The organism is Burkholderia sp. MBR-1, assembly GCF_013822785.1.
GTDB classification, from domain to species: Bacteria; Pseudomonadota; Gammaproteobacteria; order Burkholderiales; family Burkholderiaceae; genus Burkholderia; species Burkholderia vietnamiensis.
Genome location: NZ_CP053610.1, coordinates 2,065,208 through 2,088,068 on the forward strand (window position 1 = coordinate 2,065,208; position 22,861 = coordinate 2,088,068).

General features: G+C 68.6%; 19 protein-coding genes and 1 pseudogene. 5 read left to right on the plus strand and 15 right to left on the minus strand.

What is annotated here, in order from left to right:
• Positions 1 to 213: 213 nt before the first annotated feature.
• From cynR to MBR110_RS23890, 12 genes and pseudogenes are all read right to left on the minus strand, one after another.
• Positions 214 to 1,251 carry a transcriptional regulator CynR gene (cynR, locus tag MBR110_RS23840; RefSeq protein ID WP_045578322.1) on the minus strand — a complete coding sequence of 346 codons (1,038 nt, stop codon included), beginning with the start codon at positions 1,249 to 1,251 and terminating at the stop codon, positions 214 to 216.
• Positions 1,248 to 2,660, minus strand: coding sequence for an efflux transporter outer membrane subunit (locus MBR110_RS23845; protein ID WP_181709370.1), 1,413 nt, complete (start codon positions 2,658 to 2,660; stop codon positions 1,248 to 1,250). Before MBR110_RS23845 ends, cynR begins: the two co-directional genes overlap by 4 nt.
• Positions 2,654 to 3,553, minus strand: a complete 900-nt coding sequence (locus MBR110_RS23850; RefSeq protein ID WP_011881227.1) for an efflux RND transporter periplasmic adaptor subunit — start codon at positions 3,551 to 3,553, stop codon at positions 2,654 to 2,656. The genes MBR110_RS23845 and MBR110_RS23850 overlap by 7 nt, the downstream gene beginning before the upstream one ends.
• Positions 3,554 to 3,555: 2 nt before the next feature.
• Positions 3,556 to 3,780 (minus strand): DUF1656 domain-containing protein, encoded by a 225-nt coding sequence (locus MBR110_RS23855; protein WP_011881228.1) that lies wholly within the window; start codon positions 3,778 to 3,780, stop codon positions 3,556 to 3,558.
• Positions 3,777 to 5,843, minus strand: coding sequence for an FUSC family protein (locus tag MBR110_RS23860; protein ID WP_181709371.1), 2,067 nt, complete (start codon positions 5,841 to 5,843; stop codon positions 3,777 to 3,779). The genes MBR110_RS23855 and MBR110_RS23860 overlap by 4 nt, the downstream gene beginning before the upstream one ends.
• 478 nt (positions 5,844 to 6,321) lie before the next feature.
• Positions 6,322 to 8,688 (minus strand): DNA polymerase II, encoded by a 2,367-nt coding sequence (locus tag MBR110_RS23865; protein WP_181709372.1) that lies wholly within the window; start codon positions 8,686 to 8,688, stop codon positions 6,322 to 6,324.
• 138 nt (positions 8,689 to 8,826) lie between these two features.
• Positions 8,827 to 10,419 carry a PAS domain-containing hybrid sensor histidine kinase/response regulator gene (locus MBR110_RS23870; RefSeq protein ID WP_181709373.1) on the minus strand — a complete coding sequence of 531 codons (1,593 nt, stop codon included), beginning with the start codon at positions 10,417 to 10,419 and terminating at the stop codon, positions 8,827 to 8,829.
• 265 nt (positions 10,420 to 10,684) lie between these two features.
• On the minus strand, positions 10,685 to 12,331 hold the full coding sequence (locus tag MBR110_RS23875; RefSeq protein ID WP_080957691.1) for an EAL domain-containing protein: 1,647 nt from the start codon (positions 12,329 to 12,331) through the stop codon (positions 10,685 to 10,687).
• 445 nt (positions 12,332 to 12,776) lie between these two features.
• Positions 12,777 to 13,067 carry a hypothetical protein gene (locus tag MBR110_RS23880; protein WP_011881233.1) on the minus strand — a complete coding sequence of 97 codons (291 nt, stop codon included), beginning with the start codon at positions 13,065 to 13,067 and terminating at the stop codon, positions 12,777 to 12,779.
• A gap of 97 nt (positions 13,068 to 13,164) precedes the next feature.
• A pseudogene (locus MBR110_RS32265) lies at positions 13,165 to 13,337 on the minus strand (histidine-type phosphatase); the annotation flags it as partial.
• Between the two features lie 275 nt (positions 13,338 to 13,612).
• Positions 13,613 to 14,047, minus strand: coding sequence for a hypothetical protein (locus tag MBR110_RS23885; protein WP_011881235.1), 435 nt, complete (start codon positions 14,045 to 14,047; stop codon positions 13,613 to 13,615).
• 317 nt (positions 14,048 to 14,364) lie between these two features.
• Positions 14,365 to 15,723 carry an NAD(P)/FAD-dependent oxidoreductase gene (locus tag MBR110_RS23890; RefSeq protein ID WP_034193711.1) on the minus strand — a complete coding sequence of 453 codons (1,359 nt, stop codon included), beginning with the start codon at positions 15,721 to 15,723 and terminating at the stop codon, positions 14,365 to 14,367.
• A 100-nt stretch (positions 15,724 to 15,823) separates the two neighbouring features.
• Here MBR110_RS23890 and MBR110_RS23895 point away from each other — a divergent pair, with 100 nt between their 5' ends.
• Complete coding sequence (locus MBR110_RS23895) at positions 15,824 to 16,786, plus strand: LysR family transcriptional regulator (protein ID WP_011881237.1); 963 nt, start codon at positions 15,824 to 15,826, stop codon at positions 16,784 to 16,786.
• A gap of 49 nt (positions 16,787 to 16,835) precedes the next feature.
• Here MBR110_RS23895 and MBR110_RS23900 read toward each other — a convergent pair whose 3' ends face one another.
• Entirely contained in the window at positions 16,836 to 17,033 is a 198-nt protein-coding gene (locus MBR110_RS23900) for a hypothetical protein (protein ID WP_172820416.1), read from the minus strand.
• A 192-nt stretch (positions 17,034 to 17,225) separates the two neighbouring features.
• Here MBR110_RS23900 and MBR110_RS23905 point away from each other — a divergent pair, with 192 nt between their 5' ends.
• Complete coding sequence (locus MBR110_RS23905; protein ID WP_059622455.1) at positions 17,226 to 18,101, plus strand: AraC family transcriptional regulator; 876 nt, start codon at positions 17,226 to 17,228, stop codon at positions 18,099 to 18,101.
• A 219-nt stretch (positions 18,102 to 18,320) separates the two neighbouring features.
• Positions 18,321 to 19,208 (plus strand): NmrA family NAD(P)-binding protein, encoded by an 888-nt coding sequence (locus tag MBR110_RS23910; protein ID WP_059668484.1) that lies wholly within the window; start codon positions 18,321 to 18,323, stop codon positions 19,206 to 19,208.
• Positions 19,209 to 19,240: 32 nt separating this feature from the next.
• Here MBR110_RS23910 and MBR110_RS23915 read toward each other — a convergent pair whose 3' ends face one another.
• Positions 19,241 to 20,443, minus strand: coding sequence for a benzoate/H(+) symporter BenE family transporter (locus tag MBR110_RS23915; RefSeq protein WP_034193707.1), 1,203 nt, complete (start codon positions 20,441 to 20,443; stop codon positions 19,241 to 19,243).
• Between the two features lie 47 nt (positions 20,444 to 20,490).
• Between MBR110_RS23915 and MBR110_RS23920 the strand changes: the two genes are divergently transcribed.
• The gene (locus MBR110_RS23920) at positions 20,491 to 20,712 is read left to right on the plus strand and encodes a hypothetical protein (protein WP_059888851.1); all 222 of its coding nucleotides are present in this window, start codon (positions 20,491 to 20,493) and stop codon (positions 20,710 to 20,712) included.
• Here MBR110_RS23920 and MBR110_RS23925 read toward each other — a convergent pair.
• Complete coding sequence (locus MBR110_RS23925) at positions 20,702 to 21,727, minus strand: fatty acid desaturase (RefSeq protein WP_175898763.1); 1,026 nt, start codon at positions 21,725 to 21,727, stop codon at positions 20,702 to 20,704. The two genes, MBR110_RS23920 and MBR110_RS23925, sit on opposite strands and share 11 nt — an antisense overlap.
• A 305-nt stretch (positions 21,728 to 22,032) precedes the next feature.
• On the opposite strand from MBR110_RS23925, the gene MBR110_RS23930 reads away from it, so the two are divergent.
• Complete coding sequence (locus tag MBR110_RS23930; RefSeq protein WP_034193706.1) at positions 22,033 to 22,857, plus strand: phosphate/phosphite/phosphonate ABC transporter substrate-binding protein; 825 nt, start codon at positions 22,033 to 22,035, stop codon at positions 22,855 to 22,857.
• The last annotated feature ends 4 nt before the right edge of the window (positions 22,858 to 22,861 follow it).

A 22,861-nucleotide genomic window follows, 5' to 3' on the forward strand; every position in this document is an offset into this window, starting at 1 on the left:
GCGCGACCGATTCACATCGAATCGATGAGGGGAGAATGATGGAAAACCCTGAGCGTGTCCAAGGCGTATTTCCGATGCGGTCGATAAGGCGGATCGATCGTTGATCGATGCATGCGCAACGAAACGACGACGCAAGAAACGACCGCCGCATCCGTGATGCGGCGGACGATCGATCTGGAGATTGCGGTGGAGATTGCGGCGGCGCCGCCGCCGTCAGCCCTGCTCGCGCGCCGTCAGCGTACGCAGCGATGACAGGCTGCCATGGTCGAGCATCTCGCGCACCAGCTCCGCGAATGCCGTCGACGCGACCGTGCGATACGCGCCCTTGCGGCGCAGCAGTGCGACGGTGCGCACCGGGAACGGCGGGTCGAGCGGCACGTATTGCAGATCGCGATGCTCGAACTCGATCGTGCCGGGCAGGATCGTCGCGATCTTGCCGCGGCTCACGATCTTCAGCACGGCGCTGATCGAATTGGCCTGCAATGCGACGTCGGGCTGCATGTCGTACGACTGGAAATAGCTGTCGACGTAGAAGCGCGACACGAAGCTCGTCGTCAGCAGTGCGAGCGGCGTATCGGCGAGCTGCGTCGGCGTGACGGGCTCGCGTTGCGCGGTCAGCGCATGCGTGCGGCCGACCACCAGCATCAGCTGTTCGGGAAACAGCGCTTCGGCCTCGATTTCGTCGGAGCGCACATCGACGAAGCCGAACGCGAGATCGACCTGGTCGTCGCCGAGTGCGGTCTCGACCGCATCGAGCGACATCTCGGTGATCTCGATCACGATGCCCGGATAGCGTTCGTGGAACTGCTCGATCACCGGCGCGACGAGGTATTCGGTGAAGGTCGGCGTGAAGCCGATCCGTAGTTGCCCGCGCGACAGGTCGTGCACGTCGTGCAGCGCGCGTTGCGCGGTGACCAGATCGTTGTGCGCGCGGCGCACGTATTCGAGGTACACGCTGCCGAAGTCGGTGAGCTGTACCACGCGGCCGCTGCGATCGAACAGTTGCGCGCCGAGCTCGTCCTCGAGCTGGCGCACCTTCTGCGACAGCGCCGACTGCGACACGCTCAGCGCTTCGGCGGCGCGCGTGAAATTGCGATGCTCGTCGATCGCCAGCAAATAACTGATGTTGCGAAGCAGCGGGCTGCGTTGTGTGAACTTCATCTTGCGCGGATTGATTCGCGAGTCGCGTGGGGCGGGCATCCCGCCATTATGCGCCGGCCGCGCGAGCATCGGATCGTCGACGGTGCTCATTGCCAGCCGCCTCCGAGCGCGAGGAAGGTCGCGATCTGGTCGTCGTTCACCTGCTGCCGTGCCGCGGCGACGGCCGTTTCGGCCGCGAGCCACGTGCGCCGCGCATCGAGCGCGACGAGGCCGCCGACCCGGCCGCCATGGCGCAGTTCGTCGGTACGCTCCATCACGTCGCGCGCGGCGTCGCGCGCTGCCTGCAGACGTTGCAGGCGTTCGAGCGCGGCGGCGTACGTGTTCAGCGACGTCTCCGTTTCGCGCAACGCCGTGAGCACCGTCGCATCGAAATGCGCGAGGCTCGCGCGGCTGTCGGCGCGGGCCGCGTCGATGCGGTCGCGGATCGCGCTGCGATGCAGATCCCAGGTCACCATCGGCCCGACCGCGAAGCGGTTCGTCAACGGCGTGAGGAACGCGGCCGCGCCGCCGGTCGAGCCGATGCTCGCGCCGAGCTTGATGTCCGGATACAGCGCCGCGGTTTCGACGCCGATGCGTGCGGTCGACGCGGCAAGCCGGCGCTCGGCCGCGCGCACGTCCGGACGGCGCGCGAGCAGCGCGCGGCCGTCGCCGGACGGAATCGGCGCGGCCAGTTCGAGCGGCTTGCGGCACGACAGCAGCGCGCGATCGTAGTTCTCCGGCGGCTCGCCCATCAGCGTCGCGAGCCGGAACGCCGCATTCAGCCGGCGCGCCTGCAGCGGCGCGAGCGCCGCGCGGCTGTCGTCGATCGCACCGCTGTCGCGCTGCGCTTCGAAGCTCGGCGCGCGGCCATTAGCGATCAACTGGCGCGTCAACGCGAGGCGCTGCTGCTGCAGCGCGATCGCCCGCTGCAGCACGTCGATCCGGTTTCCGGCATTGCACAGGTCCGAATACGCGCGCGCGACTTCGGCGGCGACGTTCACGCGCACCAGATCGCGCGCGGCGGCGACGGCCTCGTGGTCGGCGGACGCCGCCTCGATTCCGCGCCGGATGCCGCCGAACAGATCGAGGTCGTAGCTCATCGTGAAGCCGATGTTGTAGATCTCGTGCCGCGGCGGCTCGACGTGCGACAGCACCGCTGCGGCGGATTGCTGCGTGTAGTTCGTCGACGCGTCGAAGCCCACGCTCGGCTCGCGCGCCGTGCGCGCCGCCGCGAGCAGCGCGCTGCTGCGCTCGAGGTTCGCCTGCGCGGCGCGCAGATCGACGTTGCTCGCGAGCGCCCGCTCGATCAGCGCGTCGAGCGCCGGATCGTCGTACAGCCGCCACCAGCGAGCGGGCAACGGCGCATTCGACGCGGCCGTTGCACCCGCAACGAACGCGCCGCTGGCGGCCGGCGCGTTCGCGAGCGCGGCAGGCGGCACGCGATAGTCCGGGCCGACCTCCGCGCAGGCGGCGAGCGCGAGGCCGAGCGCGGCGATCCACGCTTTGCGCACGCTCACCATGGCAGGCTCCGGCGCACCGTGACGTCGCCGGCGCGTGCGTGAATCTCGACCGACGCGGTCTGCCCCGGCACGAGCCGCACGCCGGGCGGCACCGAATCGATCGCGATGCGCACCGGGATGCGCTGCGCGAGCCGCACCCACGTGAACGCCGGGTTCACGTTCGCGAGCTGCGCGTCGCCGCCCGCGCGCTCGCGGTCCTCGACGCCGCCCGCGACGCTCTGCACGTGGCCGCGAATCTCGCTCGCGACGCCCATCAGATAGATGCTGGCCGGATCGCCGACGTGAATCGCGGGCAGCTTGGTTTCCTCGAAGTAGCCTTCCACGCGCAGCGACGTGTCGTTGACCAGCGCCATCGCGCCCTTGCCGGCGCTCAGGTACACGCCGGGCAGCAGCCCGACGTTGGTCACGGTGCCGTCGACCGGTGCGCGCACGAGCGTCCGTTCGAGGTTCAGCGCCGCGAGGTCGCGCGCGGAATGCGCCTGCGCGAGCGCCGCGCGCAGCTTCTCGACGCGCGTCGCGCCCTGTTGCGCCGACTCCTCGGCCACCACGTCGGGCATCGCGCGATTGCGGCGGTCTTCGCGGATCGCCTCGTCGAGTTCGGCCTGCTCGCTCGCGAGGTTCGCATCGGCCTGTTCGAGCGCGATCCGGTAGCGGGACGGATCGATCACCAGCAGCACCTGGCCCTTCGTCACTTTCTGGTTGTCGTGCACGCGCACGTCGGTGACGAGGCCGCTCACGTCGGGCGCGATCGGCACCACGTCGGCGCGCACCTTGCCGTCGCGCGTGAGCGGCTCGATCTGGTAACGCACCCATAGTCCGTAGATCGCGGCGACGATGCCGGCGAGGATGGCGGCCGTCAGCACGGTACGCAGCAGCGGAATGATTTGCTTCATGTTCAGGAGAGGAGTCGATGCGGGAGACAGGCGTCGGCAATGCGGGCGATACCCCACCACAGCGCGAAGAAGGCGGCGAGTTCGAGCAGTGCGGGCTGCCACAGCAGCAGGTGCAGGCGCAGCCGCACCAGCATCCCGCGCAGCATGAACGTGACGCCGAGCGCGACGACGGCCCAGGCGAGCGCGGATGGCATGTAGATGCCGAAAATGTGGATCTCTTCGATCATCGCGTCGTTCCTTCGACGAGTTGAACATGCGGAAACAGGTTGCAGCGCATGCCGACCAGCGCGAGCAGCGTGGCGTCGTCGCGGCCGGCGGGGTCGCGCGCGACGGCCGCGATCGCGCGATTCAGCGCGCGCATCAGCGTTGCGTCGGCTGCAATCGGATGGCGGGCGTTGGCGCGCGCGCGATACAGGTTCGACACCTGCGCGAGCGCGGCCTCGATTGCCGGGCGCGTATTCGCGTCGCCTCGATCGAGCCCCTCGCGCGCCTGGATGATGTTGCGGCCGATGCGCAGGTCGCTCAGCCCGTCGACCGCGTGCAACGCGTCGTCCGGATCGGCGAACGCCATGCGTGTTGCGACCTGACCGAGCCGGTCGATCGCGCGCGCCGTCCACGTGGCCGCATCGAGCGGCCGGCGCGGGTCGGCCATCTGCGCGAGATCGGCCCAGTTCTGGCGCACGATCCGGTATGCGGTCCAGCGCGTGCTGGCCGAGCGGAACAGTTTGCTCACGACCAGCGTCGTGGCGATGCCGCCGATCTGCGCGAGCCCCGTGTTGAGGAACAGCGCGAAGTCGGCCTGGAAACGATCGAGAAAGCCCATGGCGACGATGAAGCAGGAGAACATCGGAAGCGCGCGCGCGGTGCGTGCGGGATCGGCCTGGATGTAGCCCATCCAGACGAGCGCCGGCGCGAGCGTCAGGATCAGCATCCCGGCGCCGTCGACCCGCGGCAGGATCACGAACAGGTACAGCGCGGCGAGCGGAAACGTGACGAGCGTCGACACGAGGTAGCGGCCGATCATCGGCGCCGGATCGTCCTGCGCCGCGAACGAGCAGGTGACGAGCGCGGCGAAGGCGGCGGTCGCGGACCCGTTCGGCCAGGCGAGGAGAATCCACACCGCGCAGTAGATGACGATCGCGGTGGCCGTCGCCGCGCCGGCAAGCAGCGCGAGCCCGTGATCGCGCGCGAGCGCGAAGCGGCGCGTGGCGTCCGCGGGCGTCAGGTGGCGCGCGAGCTCGGCGTCGCTTGCGGCGAAGCTGCGCACCAGCGTGCGGGCCGCGTGCAGCGTGTCGATGAAATCGGCGGTGCGGTCGAACAGGCTCGCGGCGAGCAGCGACGTCCACGTCGAATCGTGCAGCCGCTCGGCGGCAAGGGCGCGGCAGCGCGCGGCGAGGCCGGCGTCGAGCGCGTCGCCGACCTCCTGTGACGCGTGCAGGTCGGCGATCACCGCGTCGACGAGCGTGGCGGTGTCCGCATCGACCGCGTTCAGCGCGCGCAGCTGGTCGAGCCGGTTCGCCGCGGCCGACGCGATCGACAGCAGCGCGGCAAGGCGGTGCTGCAATGCGGTGACGGTGTCGCGCGTCGCGAGCGCGAAGCGCTGATCGAACGGCAGCGCCGTCGCGATGATGCCGAGCTCCGTCACATCGGCGGCGAGCTTGCGGCGATGCGCGTGTTCGAGGCGCGCGTGGCGGGTGCCGAACGCCTCGGCGGTCCAGCGGCATGCATCGCCGAGAAACGACAGCGCGCGTTCGTGAATTACCGGCCGGTTGTTCGCGGGCTTCACGACGCGGTGCGCGATCGTCACGCACAGGATCGCGACCGACATTTCCTCGACGCGCGACGCGGCGGTAATGAAGATGTTGGTCGGATCGTCGAGATACGGAAAGCAGATCACGGCCGAGCTGAACGCCGCCATTTGGAACAGGAACGCGCGCGGCGTACGATCGAGCACCGCGAGATAGATGCAGAAGCCGATCCACAGCGCGAGGCACAGCACCAGCAGCGCCGGCGAGTTCTGCAGATTGGGTGCGACCGCAACGGTGACGATCGCGCCGGTCGCGATGCCGGCCACGCGATAGATGGTCTTCGGTCGGAACGTGCCGGCCATCGGCTGTGCGGTCACGTATACCGTGAGCAGCGCCCACCACGGGCGCGGAAAGCTGACGGCGAACGAGATCAGCAGCACGAGCGCGGCCGCGACGAAGGTGGTGACCGAGAACAGCAGCTTTCTCGGATCGATGGAGAAGGGGTCGCGCGGCCGTAGCGGCGCGACGGTGGCTTGCGACACGTCGGTTTCCTCGGGCGAGACGGGGGAGTAGTGTTTGCTGCGGGCGCGTTACGGCGCCGGAGGCGGCGTGCTGCACGTCATGTCGTGCGGCACCGGTGGGCTGCATGCGTCGCGGCGGACGGAAACGGAGCGTGCGCGAACGCGGCGGCGCACGCAGGGATGGTTCGTTGGAGGCATTTCAAGCACGGCGAGCGCGCCTTTTCCTTGTTATTCAAGCGTGTGGCGATACGCGGTCGTTCAGCGCGGGCGCCACGAAAACGCATTGCGAAGGATCAGGGTTTCATTCGATTGCGATGGACGAAATTGTGCGCTGCGGCGTGCGCGCCGTCCAAGTCGGATTTCCGACCGGGTCGATCGGTTTTACTTATCGCTCGATGCACGCGGCCGTCGGAATGCCGATCGGCACACGGCGGATACAGGCGAGGCGGTTGCACGCGCAACCGTATGAAGGAACGGCCGCTCGCGCAGCCGCGCGACGTCAGAACAATTGCCCCTGGCCGGAGATCACGCGTTCGAAATCGTCGCGCAGGAACGGCAGGATCGCATCGGCGACCGGCTGCAGCTGGCGGCTCACGTAGAACGCGTAGTCGATCGGCGAGCGCATCGTTTCGAGCGGCTCCGGGCCGGCGGTCGTCATCACGTAGCTGATCCACCCGCCGCGCTGGTACTGCGGCGGACGCCCGCGCGCCTGGTTGAATTCGTCGGCGATCCGCGCGGCGCGCACGTGCGGCGGCACGTTGCGCTGATATTCGCTCAACGGCCGGCGCAGCCGCTTTCGATAGATCAGCTGCGCATCGTATTCGCCGGCGAGCGTGCGCCTGACGTAGTCGCGGATGAAATCCTGGTACGGCTCGCGCTTGAACACGCGCCGGTACAGTTCGCGCTGGAACGTCTGCGCGAGCGGCGTCCAGTCGGTGCGCACCGTTTCGAGCCCCTTGAAGACGAGATCGTCGCCGCCGTCCGCCGCGCGCGCGAGGCCCGCGTAGCGCTTCTTGCTGCCTTCCTCAGCACCGCGCACGGTCGGCATCAGGAAGCGGTGGTAGTGCCGCTCGTATTGCAGCTCGAGCGCGCTGTCGAGCCCGTAGCGTTCGCGCAGATGCGTGCGCCACCAAATGTTCACTTGCGCGACGAGCGCGCGGCCGGTGGCGGCCGCCGCGTCGTCGTCGTGTGCGCGGCCGAGCCACACGAACGTCGAATCGGTGTCGCCGTAGATCACCTCGTAGCCCTGTGCCTCGATCAGCTCGCGCGTGCGATGCATGATCTCGTGGCCGCGCATCGTGATCGACGACGCGAGCCGCGGATCGAAGAAGCGGCAGCCGGTCGAGCCGAGCACGCCGTAGAACGAATTCATGATGATCTTCAGCGCCTGCGACAGCGGCGCGTTGCGCCGGCGTTTCGCTTCGTCGCGGCCTTCCGACACGCGTCGCACGATGTCGGGCAGGCAATGCGCGGTGCGCGAGAAGCGCGCGCCGAGAAAGCCGGGCACCGATGCCGCATCGTCCGGATGCGTGAGCCCTTCGATCAGGCCGGCCGGATCGATCAGGAACGTGCGGATGATCGACGGATAGAGGCTCTTGTAGTCGAACACGAGCACCGAGTCGTACAGGCCGGGTCGCGAATCCATCACGAAGCCGCCGGGACTGTTCTGGCCGGTCACGTCGCCGAGGTTCGGCGCGACGTAGCCGAGCCGGTGCATGCGCGGCAGGTACAGATGCGTGAACGCCGCGACCGAGCCGCCCGTGCGGTCCGCCGCGAGGCCCGTGACGGTCGCGCGCTCGAGCGCGAACGACAGCAGGTCGGCCTTCGCGAAGATTCGCGTGACGAGCTCGCAGTCCTTCAGGTTGTAGTGCGCGAGCGCCGGCTTGTCGTGGTCGAAGCGGCGCTGGATCTCGTCCATCCGCTGATATGGGTTGTCGATCGACTTGCCTTCGCCGAGCAGCGCCTGCGACACGTATTCAAGGCTGAACGACGGAAACGTCCACGTCGCCGATTTCAGCATGTCGATGCCGTCGAGGATCAGGCGCCCGGCCGCGCCCGCGAAGAAGTGATCGGGCTGCTGGCCGTGCGCGCGCCATTCCAGCGGGCTGCCGCCGCGCCCGAGTTTCAGCGCGACGCCGTACTGCTGCGCGTGCGCGTGCAGGATGCGCAGGTCGAATTGCACGAGGTTCCAGCCGATCACCGCATCGGGATCGTGCTCGGCGAACCAGTCGTTGAGCCGCGCGAGAAGCTCGGCGCGGCTGTCGCAGTAGTCGAGGCGAAAGTCGATGGCCCGCGCGTCGCCGTTCGGCGGCCCGAGCATGTAGATCTGTCGCTGTCCGCAGCCTTCGAGCGCGATCGAATACAGCTCGCCGTTCACGCTCGTCTCGATGTCGAGCGACACGCAGCGCAGCGTCGGCCGGTAATCGGCCGCCGGTTTCAGTTCGCCGTCGGTCAGCGTGCCGTCGGCGGCGACGGCGCCGCGAAACAGCACGGGCGCGGTGATGAAGCGCTCCATCGTGTAGCGGTCGGGCGGCTGCACGTCGGCTTCGTACACGTCGACGCCGGCCGACGCGAGGCGCTTCTGCAGTGCGCTCAGATGGCGGTAGCGACGGCAGTAGAGGCCGGCCACCGGGCGCTGACGAAAGTCGCGCAGCGCGAGCGGACGCCATTCGGCATCGCGCTCGCCGGCCAGCGCGCGCTCGGCGAGCGCCTGCTGCTGCGCCGGCACGAACGCGACGGCTTCCTGCGGGCGCAACCGCACCCGGCGCGGACCGTGTTCGGTTGCCAGCCAGAACTCGATCTCGATGCCGGACGCGGTGTCCCGCCAGTGGCGGGTGAGGATGAAACCCTGCTCGAACTCCGTCAAAACGCTCGCTCGTCGTGGATGCCCAGGCGGCGAATTTTAGCGCTTGCGCGTGCCGGCCGCCGCGCGTGCGTCGATGGCATCAGGCGTCAGGAGGCGCGGGCGGGCCGCGCGTTGCGCGTGCCGCACCGAGCAGCGTGCTCAACCTTGGCCGTGGCGCTGCGCAGCGGCGTCGACGCGCGCGAGCAACGCATCGAGCGCCTCGATCGGAATCGGCTTCGCGAAATGGTCGTTGAAGCCGGCGTCGGCGGTTTCCTTGCGATCGGACGAACGCACGTGCCCCGACAGCGCGACACGGAATGCATCGGGCGCGATGCGCGTCGCGTTCAGTTCACGCAGCAGCTCGAAGCCGTTGACGTCGGGCATGCTCAGGTCGATCAGCATCAGCTGCGGTGCGAAGTCGCGCGCGAGCGGCACCGCATCGCGCGCGTGGTAGGCGACGCGCGCCGTGTGGCCCTTGATCTCCAGCAGGACGGCGAGGGTGTCGGCCGCTTCGCGATTGTCGTCGACGACCAGGATGCGCAGCGGGCGCGTCGTGAGCGGTGCCGGTGCGACGCGCGCCGGCTCGACGCGTTCGGCCGGCTGCGCGAGCGGCAGCCGCACGGTAAACGACGAACCCTTGCCGATGCCGGCGCTGTCGGCGGTGATGCTGCCGCCGTGCAGGCCGACGAATTTGCGGCAGATCGCGAGGCCGAGACCGAGCCCGCCGGCCGCAAGGCGGCCCGCGCTGCTGTCCTGTTCGAACAGCTCGAAGATCGACTCCTGCGCGCCGGGGACGATGCCGATCCCGCGATCGACGACGTCGATCGCGACCACGCTCGCCTCGGTGCGCACGTGGACTTCGATGTGCTCGCCGTTCGGCGAATACTTCGATGCGTTGTCGAGCAGGTTGTACAGCACCTGCACGAGCCGCACGTCGTCGCCGCGCACGATCACCGGCGCGGGTGGCAGGCGCACGACGATGCGCTGTCCGCGTGCATCGACCTTCGGCTGGATGCTCTGCACGCTGCGATAGACGATGTCGCGCACGTTCAGTGGCGCTTGCTGCAGATCCACCTTGTCGGTCTTGATGCCGCCGATGTCGAGCAGATCGTCGACGAGCCGCACGAGCTGGCCGATCTGCCGCTCGGCGATGTCCTTGCATTGCGTGAGCGCGGGGCCGAGCCCGGCCGCCGGCAGGCTGTGAAGGATGCCGATCGTGTGCTGCAGCGGTGCGAGCTGGTTGCGCAACTCGTGCGCGAGTGTCGCGATGAACACGTCGAGCCGCCGCGTGGCCGTTTCCAGTTCCTCGACGCGCTTGCGCTCGGTCATGTCGCGCGTGATCTTGATGAAGCCGCGTAGTGTGTTCGACTCGTCGCGCACGGCCGTGATCGTCACGCTGGCCCAGAAGCGCGAACCGTCCTTGCGGACGCGCCAGCTTTCGTCCTGGAAGTGCCCGGACGCGACCGCGGTTTCGAGCGCCTGAGCCGGGCGGCCGGCGGCGATCGCGTCGGGCGGATAGAAGCGCGAGAAATGGCGGCCGACGATCTCGTCCTCGCGGTAGCCCTTGATGCGCTCCGCGCCCGCGTTCCACGTCGCGACGTTGCCGTGCGTGTCGAGCATGAACACCGCATAGTCGGTGATCGACGAGACGACCGTCTGGAACCGGAACTCCGCGTAGCGGTGGAGCAGCGGCTGATCGTGCGCGACCGGCTCGCGGTTCGAAGGGATGGGCGGCGGATGGTCTGGCGTCATCGGGATACTCGTTCTGCGTGGCGGTTGCGCCGCGTGCTCGGTCGCGGTGCGGTGGGTTCGTCGCTGGCTGGGCCGCGATGGGGATTGGTGCTCGCTTCGGCGTTGGCGTTGATGCTCGCGTGGGCGTTTGCAGCAGCACCAGCACCAGCACCAGCACCAGCACCAGCACCAGCACCAGCACCAGCACCAGCACCAGCGCCAGCACCGCGGCCCGTCGGCGCCGCCTCGCGACGGCGCCCGCACGCGGGCGCGCGACGCGGCGCGCTCAGGCCGGCATCGCCGCGAAATCGCGCTTCAAATTCTCCGGGTCTTGCGGCCGGTGATACAGAAAGCCCTGCGCATATTGCACGCCGACGGCGCGTAGCGCGCGATGCTGCTCCTCCGTCTCCACGCCCTCGGCGATGACGGTCACGTCGTAATGGCGCGCCAGCGCCGCGATGCCCTCGATCAGCCTGGCGTTGCCGGTCGTCAGCTGCGAGATGAACTGGCGATCGATCTTCACGTAGTCGAACGGAAAGCGCGACAGCAGGTCGAGATTGCTGTGATGCGTGCCGAAATCGTCGATCGCGAACTTCGCGCCCGTCGCGCGCAGCGCGGCGAACATCTCCGTCGTGCGTGCATTCTTCTCGAGCAGGACGCGCTCGGTGACTTCGAGCACCAGCGTGCATCCCGGCGGCAGCCGGCGAATCGCCTCGGCGACGAGGGCGACGAAGCGCGGCCGTTCGAGGTCCTGCGGTGCGATGTTGATCGCGATGCGCAGCGGCGTCGACGGCGCCAGGTCGGCCAATTCCGATACGGCCGTGCGCAGCACGAATTCGGTGATCTTCGGCAGGATCGAGCTCGACTCGACCTCGGGGACGAATGCCGCCGGACCGATGGCCCCCCATTTGGGATGCTGCCAGCGCAGCAGCGCCTCGACGCCGACCGTTCGGCGCGTCTCGACGTCGACGATCGGCTGGTAGACGACGTGAAGCTCGCCGCGCTTGAGCGCGTGGCGGACCGCCTTCAGCAGCAGCCGGCGCGGCGCCATCGCCAGCAGGTACGCGGCCGCGACGAGACCGTTCACGAGCAGCGCGATCGTCAGGCAGACGAGCCGATAGCGCCGATACACCTGCGAGACGTACGGTTGCGACGCCGCGACCGACACCGTGAACGGCCACGCGCTCGACGTGATCGCGCTGCCCGCCGGCGCGGCCGCCGGGTGCGGCGGCATGAAGCGGCCGCGCTGATCGAGGCCGCCCCAGCCCGCGACCGACAGCGTGGCCGTCGCCGCGCCGAAGCGCGCGCCGTACGCGAGCATGTCGGCCACATAGTCGCCTTCGATCAGGTACAGCACGCCCGAGCCCGGCGTTGCCGCCCGCACGACCGCGAGCACCGGCACGCCGCGCTGAAACGGCGTCTGCTCCAGCAGCGCGAGCGTCGTGCCGGCCGACGCCGGCGTGCGCGTGTAAACCTCGAGCGGAACATCGACCGGGCCGAGCGCGGACGAGCAGGTGACGCGGCCGCCGTTGACCAGTCCGACCGCACGGAGGTAGCGCAGCCGCGTGGCCGCTTCGGCGAGCGTTCTGGACACGCTGGCGCAGGGCCGGCCGATCAGCGCGTCGAGTTCGCCGGGATGCCGTGAGCGCACGCCGTCGAGGATATGGTCGATCGAGATCGCGATATCGGTCGCGACCGTGCGCTCGTGGCGCGTGACCGAGTCGCGCGCCATGCGGTCGGCCATGACGAGCGCGAGGACGAGCACGACGATGCAGGCGAGGAGGGCAATCGGCAACACGATGTGCTGCGCGGCGTCGGCGCGATGGAATACCGGCTTCGCGCCCGGCGTGGACGCGGACGTTCGTCGGGTCGCGCTCGTTGTTGTCCGTATGGGCATGCTCGTCGAACCGGTCGATGAATGGGCGCGAAGCATTCGCCGTGCCTGGCCGGAGCGCGGCGGTCCGCGCCGGTAGCGGGACGTCAGTCGATTCTACGCTCGCGACACACGCGAAGCGATAACGATGCGGGGACACGGGTTCGACGCGGCTCTCCATAACATACATCGATTATGCATATATATTGATGGCGCGTAAAAAAACCCGGCCGCATCGAATGCGGCCGGGCGGAACCCACCTTCTCTTGGCACGAGGACGGTGTGCGGCAAGTATACGATGGATCCCTCAATTGTTGATCGTAGTTTGTTAATTGAATGCTGTGTCGTAGATTAACGTGTGATCGTAAATATTCGTGGGACGGCGCATACGTTGCCATCAGCCGCCTATCTCGTATGAACGTCGGTTATCTGGGTGATACCGCGGCCAATCCGGGAACGCCGCGTTATGGCGCGCTGTAGGCCGAAGCGTCCGGCGCGCCGGGATTCAGAAATCGTCGCGCATCCGGTGCAACAGGGCGCGAGGCGATTGACGCGTGTCCACGGCGGTGAGCACGTCGGTGACGAACCACGGCAGGTTCAGCTGCGTGTCGGAATCGCCGACGCATACGCGGATCGGCGGCCGATTCGAAGGCTGACGCACGCTGGAGGACGGCACGCAGTTCTTCTGCTGCGGCGGAACCTGCGCGGTGGGGATGTTGGCGCTCGCGTCGGCGTATGCGGGCGAGCTGGCGGCAACGAGCACGAGCAGGATGGCGAGCGGGGCGGTGTGGTTCATGTCACTTTCTCCGACGATGCTCGTTCGACCTCGCGGTGTCGGCGGAGTTTCGGCGCGGCCGCTGGCTGTTCGCATGCGGTTCCGCGTTGGACCGTAGCCGCGCGTGCGGCGTTGCCATGAAAGCGTTCTTCAGGCCCATGACGGATGCGAATGGGAGCGCAGCGTTGCGGCGCGTATCGGGCCGCCGCGTGCGATTGCATCGACCGCGTTGAAGAAATCGTCATGCAGCCGCTTTGTCATCCGGTACGTGACAGGCTCCGCGTCGCGGACGTTCAGCCTTTCCGATGACGCCGCCCGTTCACCGCGTCGACCGCCGCAGCGATCTTCGTCTTGGTGTCACAACCTTCTGTGTATCGGTGAACCGGCCCGTTGCGCGACGAGCGAGACGATGCACGCACCGTCCCGCCTCGGGAAGAAATCGATCAGGCCGGCGAATGTCGCAGCCGACTTTGACGGCAAAAATGCCAGCGCGTCGTCAGACGATGATCGGCATGGCGCGCCATCGCGCCCGACCAGCCGAGTGTATCGGTATGAACGCGCGCGGTTCAGTGCACGCTTGCCGATGCGAGCGCGTGCATCGTATCGGTGACGCGCATGCATCGCGACAGGCCGAAGATCTCGGCTTCGCGGCGCTCCGGCTCGCTGCTGGCGACGCCCACCGCGCATTCGGGCGGTACGCCGAGCGCTTGCAGCGCGACGTCGAACGGATGGCGGTTCGCTGCGGCATCCTGCTGATCGGCGTCGGTCACGACGACCGCGAAGCGGTCGAGGGTCGCGCGGCCGAACTGCCCCTCGAACATGTCGCTGAGGCGGGCGGCCGGCAGCGTCGTGACGAGGCCGAGCCGATAGCCTTGCTCGGATGCGCTGTCGAGCCACTGGATGATGGCGTCGCGCTGGTTGCGTGCTTCGTGCGAATCGGGTGTCGCTTCGATCTGCGCGAATGCAGCATCGAGACGGGTGACGATGGCTTCAATGACCACGGTGATTCCTCTCCTGACACGTGACGATCCGTTCGCGGACGGGAATGCTCGATACCTTAGCGTCGATCCGGAATATGCGACCAATTAATATTTATATCCGACCCATACGATTCAACTAATGAATGGCATCGCGGGCCATGACTGGTGCGGAAGTGCGCGATGCAGCACGACACGCAGGTTCGGCATCGGCGCGACGGCCTTCGCCCGATGCACCAAACATGCGCAGCCGATCGCTGCACCACGGCCGTGCGCCGCAGCGGGCCGCGTATCGCGTGGTGCGCGCGATACGCGGTGTTGCGGCACCGTGCAAGCCGCGCTCAGTGCAGCTTGATCGACGGCTGGTTGCGGCGTTGCAGCCAGTGCCCGAGCGACTGGAACAGCGCGCGCTTCAGTCCGTACACGCTGAACAGATGCTTGCGGTACAGGAACTTGTACAGCCCGATCGCGGCGAGCCCGTCGACGATCACCGAGCGCGGCCGCGCGCCGAAGTCGGCCTGATAGACGGCGCCGGTGTGGCCGAGCGACACCACGGTGCCCGCATCGCGGAACGCGAAGCGCGCCACCGGCTTGCCGGCGAGGCGCCGCGCGAACGCGTCGCCGAGGTACACGGCCTGCTGGTGCGCGACCTGCGCGCGCGGCGGCAGCACGCTCAGCGCATCGGCCGACGGGCACGCGGCGCAATCGCCGAACGCATACACGTGCGCATCGTCGGGCGTTTGCAGCGTGTCGGTCACGATCACCTGGTTCGACCGGTTGAGCGCGATACCGCCGAGCTCCCGCAGGATCGCGGGGCCGGCCACGCCGGCCGCCCAGATCGTGATGTCGCTCGCCAGCCGCTCGCCGGTCGCGGTCGTGACCGCGTCGGCATCGACTTGCGCGACGCGCGTATCCGTCAGCACGTCGACGCTCAGCGTGCGCAACTGCGCATGCATGCGCGCCGACAGCCGCTCGTCGAGCGCCGGCAGGATGCGCGCCCCGCCTTCGATCAGCCGGATGTGCACGTCGCGCGTGGACACCAGCGCCTTGAAGCGATACGTCGTCAGTTGCTGGACCGCGTGACGCAGCGCCGCGGCCAGTTCGACGCCCGTCGCGCCCGCGCCGATCACGCTGATGCAGACCGGTGCCGCGCGCCGCGCCGGATGCTGCTCGGCCGCGTGGTTGGCCCGCGTGCATGCGGCGAGGAACTTGCGCCGAAAATCTTCCGCCTGGTCGAGGTTTTCGAGCGGCAGCGCGTGGCGGGCCGCGCCCGGAACGTTGAAAAAGTTCGTCACGCTGCCGACGGCGAGCACGAGGTCGTCGTAGCCGAGTTCGCGCTGCGGCAGGATCTCGGTGCCGTCGGCGTCGTGCACGGCGGCGATCGTCACCGTGCGCGTCGCGCGGTCGAGCGCCTGCAGCGCGCCCTGCACGAACCGGAAGCCGTGGCGCTTCGCCTGCGCGACGTATTCGATCGTGTGCGTCGCCGGATCGCGATGGCCGGATGCGGCTTCGTGCAGCAGCGGCTTCCAGAAGTGCGTCGGGTAGCGGTCGACGAGCACGACTTCGGCCTGCCCGCGGCGCCCGACCGTGTCGCCGAGGCGCGTCGCGAGTTGCAGGCCGCCGGCCCCGCCGCCGACGATCACGATGCGCGGCGTGGGTGGTGCGCGGTCCGTTGCAACGGTGTGCGTGTTGTGGTTCATGTTGGGCTCCCGCTTGATGATGATTCGAATGACATTCCTCAGGAACCGACGATATAGTTTCGAACCTGCGCAAACAATTTAATGTTTATAAGCGACTCATATGTATTCACTTATAGGAAAGACCGCAACGTTCCGGCAGTTGAAGGCGCTCGACATGATTGCGCGGCTCGGTAGCGTGTCCCGCGCGGCCGAGGAGCTGAACCTGACGCAGCCCGCCGTATCGCTGCAGGTTCGGCTGCTCGAGGAGGCGGTGGGCGCCGCTTTGCTGCAGCGGGTGGGGCGCGGCGTGCAGCTGACCGCGGCCGGCGAAATCGTCGCGCGCTACGCGCGCGAGATCCTGCATCTGTGGAGCGAGGCCGGCGACGAGGTGGCCGCGCTGACGGGCGATCTCGGCGGCACGCTGCGCATCGGCGCGATCACGACCGCCGAGTATCTGATTCCGCCGTTGCTCGTCAAATTCACCGCGACGCGTCCGCACGTGAAGACCTATTTCAAGGTCGGCAACCGCGACGACATCATCCGCATGCTCGCCACGCATGAAATCGATCTCGCGGTGATGGGCAGCGCGCCGAAGGAGCTGCGCACGCACGCGGTCGAATTCGCGAAGCATCCGATGGTGTTCGTCGCCGCGCCGACGCATCCGCTGATGCAGCGCAAGCGCGTCACGCTGAAGGATCTCGAATCCGCCCACCTGCTCGTGCGTGAACGCGGCGCGGGCACGCGCTCGACCGTCGAGACGCTGTTCAAGACGGCCGGCTACCGGTTCCACGTGGGCTCGGAACTGTCGAGCAACGAGGCGATCAAGCAGATGGCCGAAGCCGGGCTCGGCATTGCGTTCCTGTCGCTGCACGCATGCGCGCTCGAGTTGCGCACGGGGCTGCTCGGGCAATTGCCGTTTCCCGGCAACCCGATCGAGCGTGAGTGGTACGTGGTCACGCTCGCCGATCGCCGCATCTCGCAGGTGACCGGGCTGTTCCGCGATTTCCTGATCAAGCAGGGCGCGCCGGTGATCGACGGCGCGACGGTCGCGCCGCACGATCGGCGGCGGAAGCAGGCGATGTGAGCGGGTGATGCAAGCGGCCCGATACGGGCCGTGCCGTGCGGCGCCGCCGTCAGACGATGCCGAAGTCGTCGTTGCTGTCGGGAATCGACGCGAGCAGTCGCTCGAGCCGGTGCCAGCCGATCACGCGCAGGCAGCGTTCGGCAAGGGTCGGGCTGTGGTCGCGCGACGCGCCAGGCGCACGCAGGCGCACTGCGCGGGACGATGAAGTGGCGGCAAACGCCGCATGCAGCGGGCATGAACGGGGCATCTCGGTCTCCGTAGGGGTCGGATTCGCGCATCGTAGGCGGCGCGGCTGCGATTGGCGCGCATGCAAGGATTGGCCCAAGCAGAAACGGATGATCTTTTCCCACGCGACGTCGAAGTGACCGCGCAGGCCCGGCAAGCGCGCCGAAAAGGCGTCACAATGCGCGATCTGTATCCGCTTCGGTGGAGGGAAATCATGAGCGATCCGATTCTCGCCGCGCCGCCCGACGAAGGCGTGCCCATCACGCTGCGCTCCAGCCGGGGGCTCGGATGGCGCGGCTTCGGCGCATCGCTGCTGGAAATACGCGCGGGCACGTACCGGATTCCGGCCGCCGAGCATCACCGCATCGGCGTGCACGTCGGCTCGCCCGTGCGCGCGGATTGCGTATGCGACGGCGAGCGCGTGTCGCGCATCCAGGCGCATGGCGACGTCGACGTGATCCCGGCAGGGCTGCCGGGCCGGTGGACCGACAGCGCCGATTGCCGGGTCCTGTACATCGCGTTGAGCGACACGTTCGTGCGGAGCACGTTCGAGCAACTCGAACTGAAGCCCGCGCACGCCCAGATCCGCCGGCGGCTGCAGGTGCGCGATCCGCGGCTGCAGCACATCGCGTGGGCGCTGGCCGCCGAACTCGACGCGGCGGACGCATCAGACCCGCTCTATGCGGAGAGCCTGTGCACGGCGCTCGTCGCGCGGCTGGCCGACAGCCGTCCGGCGCTACGCGAGCGCACGCCCATGCTGACGCCGAAGGCGGCGTCGCGCGTGATCGATTACGTCGAGGCGAACCTCGAACGCCGCATGACGCTCGCCGAACTCGCGGCGCTCGTGTCGATCAGCGTGCCGCATTTCAAGGTGCTGTTTCGCGCGACGCTCGGGATGCCGGTGCATCAGTACGTCGTGCGGCGGCGCGTCGAGCGGGCCAAGACGCTGCTGCTCGAAGGACGGCTCAGCATCAGCCAGATCGCGCTCGAGGCCGGCTTTGCGCACCAGAGCCACATGGCGAACTGGATGAATCGCGTGCTCGGCGCGACGCCGACCGAAATTGCGCGCGCGGGGGGAAGGGCGGGCTGACGCGGGCTTAGGAGGTTGATGGCGGTAAGGGCAGCGTGAATGGCAACGCCAACCTGACAGCGCGCCTCCGATAACATCCACCGAGCCGCAGCTCACGCCGTCCACCCGCGCGCCCCGACCATCGCGTCATCCATTCCTGCTCGCTTCATCCATCGGTGCGCGCCATCCGAGTCGCGCACCGCGACAATCACCGCAACGTCATCCCCCAAGGAGCGAATCGTGTTCGTGATTTTCGGCGCAACAGGCAATGTCGGTTTGTCGGCCGTCACGGCCCTGCGCAGCGCAGGCCATCCGGTTCGCGCCGTCCTGCGCGACGCAAGCCGGCGCGAGCGCTTCGTGCAACTCGGCTGCGAGGTGGCGATCGCCGATCTGGCCGACGCACGAGCCGTCGCCGCGGCGCTCGACGGCGCGCAGGCCGTGCAGATGCTGTGTCCGGTGCCCGCCGCCGAGCGCGACCCGGCCGCGTCGATGGAGCGGATCATCGACGTCGTGACCGGCGCGCTCGTCGCCGCTGCGCCGCCGGCGCTGCTCGCGTTGTCGGATTACGGCGCGGAGCGTGACGGCAACACGGGCATCGCGCGGCTCTTTCATCGGCTCGAAGCGGCGTTCAAGACGATCCCGACGCAGCTCACGCTGCTGCGCTCGGCCGAACACCTGCAGAACTGGGCGCGCGTGCTGCCGGTCGCGCTGGCCACCGGCGTGCTGCCGAGCTTTCATCATCCGCTCGACAAGGTGTTTCCGACGGTCTGGGCGCAAGACGTGGGCATCGCGGCCGCGCGGCTGCTGACCGAGCCGGCCGCGGCGCGTACGGCGTTGCGCATCGTCAGCATCGAGGGGCCGCGGCGCGTGAACGTGCGCGACATCGCCCATGCGCTCGCCGAACGTGTCGGCCGCGCGATCGTCGCGCAGGAGCTGCCGCGCGACGCATGGACCGCTACGCTGTTGCGCGCCGGTCTCAGCGAACTTCATGCAAAGCTGATCGTCGATCTCTACGACGCGCACAACGCAGGACAGATCGACGTCGAGGCCGGCGTGTCGGAGCGCGTCTACGGCGCAACGTCACCGGAGCAGGCGATCGCGGCGCTGCTGCGCGAGCACACGCGCTGAGCCGACGTCTGCGCCGATGCGCGCGCGTCGCGTCACGCGTGGCGGCGCACCCGGCTTGACGCCGCATACGCGGCCGACCCGATCACGATGCCCCAGAACGCGGACCCGAGCCCCAGCCACGTCATCCCCGATGCGGTCGCGAGGAACGTGATCACCGACGCGTCGCGGTGCGCGTCGTCCTCGAAGATCCCGTGCACGTTCGCGCCGATCGCACCGATCAGCGCGAGCCCCGCGAGGATCGCGACGAACGCCTTCGGCAGCGCGAAGAACAGCGTGACGATCGTCCCCGCGAAGATCCCGCCGATCAGATAGATCACCCCGTTCGCGATGCCCGCGACATAGCGGCGGTCCGGATCCTCGTGCGCATCCTTGCCGGTGCACAGCGCCGCGGTGATCGCCGCGACGACGATCGTGATCCCGCCGAAGCAGGCGACGACGAGCGACATCACGCCGGTCGCGGCGATGATCGGCCGGGCGCTGGTGTGGTAGCCCGAGACGCGCAGGATCGTCATCCCCGGCAGGAACTGGCCGGTGAGACTGACGACGACCAGCGGCAACGCGAGGCTGAGCGTGGTGCCGAGCGTCCATTCCGGCGCGATGAACACGGGCCGCGTGATGCTCGGCGATACGTTGCCGATGTGCGCGATCCCCAGCAGCGTCGCGAGCGCGGCGCCCGTCAGCAGCACCAGCACGATGCTGTAGCGCGGCAGCAGGCGCCTGAAAATCACGTACGCGCCGATCATCCCGAAGCCGAGCACCGGCTGCGCGGTCGCGGCCGAGAACGCATGCATGCCGAACGGCAGCAGGATGCCGGCCATCATCCCGCACGCGATGCCGCGCGGAATATGGCGGACCAGACGGTCGAAACCGCCGCTCACGCCGATCGCCAGCATGATCGCCGCGGCCGTCAGGTAGGCGCCGACGGCCTGGTTCAGCGACAGTTGCGGAAACAGGCCGACGAGCAGCGCGGTGCCGGGCGCCGACCACGCGGTGATCACCGGCACCTTCAGCTTCCAGCTAGCGAACAGGCCCGACACGCCCGCGCCGATCGAAATCGCCCAGACCCACGACGCGACCATCTCGTTCGATACGTGCGCGGCCTGCGATGCCTGGAACAGGATCGCGAGCGGACCCGCATAGGAAATCAGCACCGCCAGAAAGCCCGCGGTGATCGCGGACACCGACCAGTCGTTGCCGATCGAGCGGACCGCGCCGGGTGAGGAGTTGGGTTGCATCGTCGTTCGGAGAGGGCGGCGCGCGGCCGCGGGCGGAGGCGGAGCGAATGATCGTGGGCGGCTCCGGACGAGCCGTCATTCTGGCCATTGCCGACGCAATTGGCAATTCGGCGGTAGAGCGCCGCATTGCGCTGGCGTCGGCGTTTCGTAAGGAATGCGCAGGGGGCGTGGATGGCGCGCCGTTGCGCGCAACGGCCGCCGCAACGGGCGGCTTCGCGACGCGACCGACGCCCTACGCGCTCGCGCGCCTGACGTGCGTCAGGTACTGATCCGGAGATACCCGTCGACCACGGCGACCGTCGCGCCGCAGCCTGTGGACAGCGATGCGGTGCCGCGCTCGAACGGATGCACGGGCGCGTCGGTCGGCGTCCACGCATGGCGCGCGAGCAGTTCGCGATAGCCGCCGCGGATCACGAAGCCGCCGCATTTTTGCGCATACGCGTCGCGGCGCATCCGGTACGCACGCGGCAGGTCGTACCACGGCAGCTTCGGCAGGTCGTGATGCACGAGATGGTAGTTGTTGTTCAGATACAGCAGGCGCATCGCGAAGCCGGCCTCGTTGATCGCGATGCGCGCCTTCGGCTGCCGCGCGGCGCGATGCTCGAACAGCGACCGGATCATCGCGACCGACAGCGCGGGCCACGCGACGGCCAGTACGTAGTACCACCACGGCATGCCGATCGCCCGTTGCAGCCACGCGAGCAGTGCGGCCACGCACGCGGCGTGCGCGGCCCACATCGGCAGGTAGTGGAAGTCGCCGCGCCGGAACCTGCGCAGCGCGTCGGCGAACGTCGCCGCGACGCTCGTCGGCGGCCCGAACACGAGGCGCCCGACGAAGGTGTTGCGCGCCGCTGTCAGCGCGCGTCGCCAGCGCGGCAGCCGCGCCCACTGCTCGCGCGACACGTAGTTCGATTCCGGGTCGACGCCGGGCACGGTCAGATCCTCGTCGCGGTGATGGTCGAGGTGCGTGTCGCGATACAGCGTGTATGGATACCAGATCGTCAGCGGCGGATAGCCCAGCAGCCGGTTCACGAACGCGCAGCGGGTCGGATGCCCGTGCAGCAGTTCGTGCTGCAGCGACATGTGCCACGCGCCGAGCAGGATCAGCGGCGGCGTCGCGGCCGCGAGCGACAAATGGCCGGCGCGCACGAGCAGCAGCACGGCGAGCCAGCCGCCGTAGATCGCGACGATCAGCAGCCAGGTCGGCCACTCGGTGCGGGCGGTGAAGCGGGCGTCGAGCGCGGCGATCGCGCGCGCGTGGTCGACGTCGAAGTATTCGGCCATGGTGTGAAACGGGATGAAGTGCGCCGTCGGCGCGAAAGGCGGCAAGCGGACGAATGCGTCGATGCAGCGCACGCTCGATGTGCCCGCAGGTGTTTCGCCGGTGGCGGCCGTCATCTGGGCGGAATCCGACGGCGCCGCGCCATTTGAACGCTAACGGCGCGGCGTCGGCGCGCCAACCAAGCGTTTCGCATTTGCTTATCGCCGCGCGGCGCATAAGCATCGTTCGCGCGCTCGTGTTTCGGTGCCTGCGGAAGTTCGATCGAGCGTGCTTCCCGCGGTGCAGCGCCGCTGCGTAGAATGCGCGCATGAACCAATGGATCGCCGCACTGCCGATGTACAACGTGACGCCGCGCCACGGCGCGCTGTGGCGCGCGTTGCTGCGTGACGCGCTCGATGCGTTCGCGCGTGCCGGCGGGCCGGTCGACGTCGCGCTGCCCGGCGAGCCGTTCGACGATCTGAATGCGCTGTGGCGCCGCAACGACCTGCTGCTGTCGCAGACCTGCGGCTATCCGTACCGGATGCTCGGGCTGAACGAAACCGTGCATCTGATCGCGACGCCCGCGTTCGATGCGCCCGGCTGCCACGGCGCACGCTACAGCAGCGTGCTGGTCGTGTCGGCGCGCGCGCAGGCGCGCGGCGCGACGACGCTGGCCGCGTGTCGCGGCCTACGCGCGGCCATCAACGGCGACGATTCGCACAGCGGGATGAATGCGTTGCGCGATGCAGTCGCGCCGCACGCGCATGACGGACGTTTCTTCGCTTCGGTCGCGTCGTTCGGCTCGCACCTGAACGTGCTGCGCGCGCTCGCGGCCGGCCAAGCCGATTGCGCGGCGATCGACTGCGTGACGTTCGCGTACGTGGGCGATGCGCTGCCGGCGTTGCTGGACGAGATCCGGATCGTCGGCATGACGGCGCCGGCGCCGGGGTTGCCGCTGATTGCGTCGAAGGCGCTCGACGGCGGGCTGGTGAAGCCGCTACGGGATGCGCTCGCGCATGCGGTCACGGTCGATCGCGACCGCGCGCGCGTGCTGAGGCTGAAGGGGTTCGAGAGTGTGGCGCCGCACGCATACGACACGATTGCGCAGTTCGCGCAGCGCGCGTCGGCGCGCGGCTATCCGGTGCTGGCATGACGCG